Annotated in this window: 1 protein-coding gene and 3 pseudogenes; all 4 read left to right on the forward strand. The window is 61.7% G+C overall.

The genetic code is table 11. From position 1 onward, the window contains the following. Positions 1–210 (forward strand): annotated as a pseudogene (locus X726_RS1000000171370) (acyl-CoA thioesterase); the annotation flags it as partial. 678 nt (positions 211–888) lie between these two features. After that, positions 889–996, forward strand: a pseudogene (locus tag X726_RS1000000172155) (GNAT family protein); the annotation flags it as partial. Between the two features lie 444 nt (positions 997–1,440). Continuing rightward, positions 1,441–1,741, forward strand: a pseudogene (locus tag X726_RS137305) (DUF736 domain-containing protein). Positions 1,742–1,810: 69 nt separating this feature from the next. Then, the coding region (locus X726_RS137300; RefSeq protein WP_023673946.1) for a lytic transglycosylase domain-containing protein at positions 1,811–2,125 on the forward strand (315 nt) is incomplete at its 3' end.

Consider the following 2,125-nt stretch of genomic DNA (forward strand, 5'->3'; position numbering starts at 1 on the left):
ACCATTCGCTCGGTTGTCGAAAAGGTTGGGAAGTCGTCTCTGACCTATCTGCATGAAATGCGCGGCACGCTCGACGATGTTCTGTATGCCCGTGTTTTGACGGTTACGGTACGATTCGACCTGAGTTTACGCAGCAAGATCGACCTTGAGGCGGATGCGCGTCATGCGGCGACAAGCCTTCTGAGGGCTGAAGGCGATACACGTCGATAACGATGCCGGGTAGGCGGGTTTGCATCTGTCCTCCAGCGCACCACGATATTCTCCGTGGTAGATGGAGTCGTGCGACGGCTGCGGAATCCGCCACGCGGTTCTTCGAAATCTTGGCAACCGCTTCGATGACGCCAACGGTCTGATCGTCACAAGCGCAACGTTGCGTCCGCGCGATCGGTGCTTCGGTCGGCATGAAGCCGGTCGGCCGCGACAACGATGCTTATCACCAAAGCATGAAAATCTCCGCCTGCGCCTTTGGCGCAAAATACGCGGACTACCGCGAACGGGGACAGTCGGTCCCGCGTCCCGTCCTGCGGCCGGCGCTATGCTGACGCTCCTACGGCTGTCCTGTTCACCGCCCGCGGCGGGGGCGAATTTCCTCCGTCCTGCGCGCGACAACCGTCACTGTTGCCGATGCGCGCAGGACTGCGGCTTATACGCCATTTTCCTTTGAGCGCCGACGGTCGCCGGCGCGGGGATGCTTGGGCATGGAATCGAATCCCAGGCAGGGTATTGAATCGGGCTATGTATCTGAATTCCACATGTCGACTGTAGATGGCACCCTAGCAAAAGGCGCACACGGCGCAGAGACTCAGAATCGACCCCGACTTATCCGCTGCCGGAGTTTCGGCCATTCCAGCTTTGCACATCAACAGACGACATACCGGTGGGCGGAGATTGGTTATCTGGCTTTCGCCAAGACTGCAGCGAACACGCGCAGCATCGGAGGCGATTTTTCTCCTGATGCAGCACGCTTTTGACGAACTCGGCTACAGGAGGCTGGTATCGCGTTGCCAAGCTTTGAGTACAGCTTCACGCCGCGCGGCGGAGCGCTACGGTTTCAAAGCAGAGAGGGTTTGGCGCGCCGCAGCCGTGGTCAAAGGTTGGCAACGCGACGTTGCTTGGCACTCAATGCTCCTCGAAGAATGGCCATCGCATAAGGCCGCCCTTTTGACATGGCTGGATGACGACAATTTCGATGCTAGCGGCAGTGCTCGCTCAGCACTCGCCAGGCTCCGAGAACGGACGCAAGCCTCAAAAAGATATTTCACTTTAGCCCGTTGCAGTGCACCGCCGATCCGCGCCCATGAGGATGCTCGCTTCCGGGAACGTACCTGCCGCCGCCGGTGCCGACGGCGGAGGAGGAGGAGAGGCCCGACGACTGGACGAAACTGCCTCTGCCTTCCCGTCCGCAGATTGGTGAAGCCACATCGGCGCATTCGGCCACACATGACGACACAACCTGACTACCGCATTCACGCCGGAAACGAGGACGGCCCCGAGATTGGTGCGGCTGGAAACGCTCCAGCGAAAAGGCCGGAGACTATGTCTCGATCCAGCTCGACGACCCGACCTTCGCGCAGCCGATACGCGCNGCTCCAGCGAAAAGGCCGGAGACTATGTCTCGATCCAGCTCGACGACCCGACCTTCGCGCAGCCGATACGCGCCAACCTCTTTCGCAATGGCGACGACAAGACGTCCTGGTCGCTGCACTGGGCGCTCCCGCGCGACCGTAGCGAGAAGGATTGAACGATGCGCGCTCGCCGTCCGTCGACGAGCCATCGCAATGCGCCCGGGCCGCTTCGCGCTGCCCGGCGCATGGCTCTGCTCCTCCTTTGCGGCCTGTCCGTTGCGACCGTCATGCCGGCGGCGACCTTGGCGCAGGAAACACCTCTCACACGATCGTCGCAACGCGATCCGTTCGGCGCGCATATCGCAGAAGCCTCGCACCGCTTCGGCGTCCCGACCGCGCTGATCCGCGCCATCATGCGCAAGGAGAGTGCGGGTGATGTGCGCGCCGTCTCCAGCGCAGGCGCCCGCGGCTTGATGCAGATCATGCCCGGAACATGGGACTATCTGCGCGCCCGCTGGTCGCTTGGCCGCGATCCATTCGATCCCCGGGACAACATCCTG

It is taken from the genome of Mesorhizobium sp. LSJC285A00, assembly GCF_000503155.1.
Taxonomy (GTDB): domain Bacteria; phylum Pseudomonadota; class Alphaproteobacteria; order Rhizobiales; family Rhizobiaceae; genus Mesorhizobium.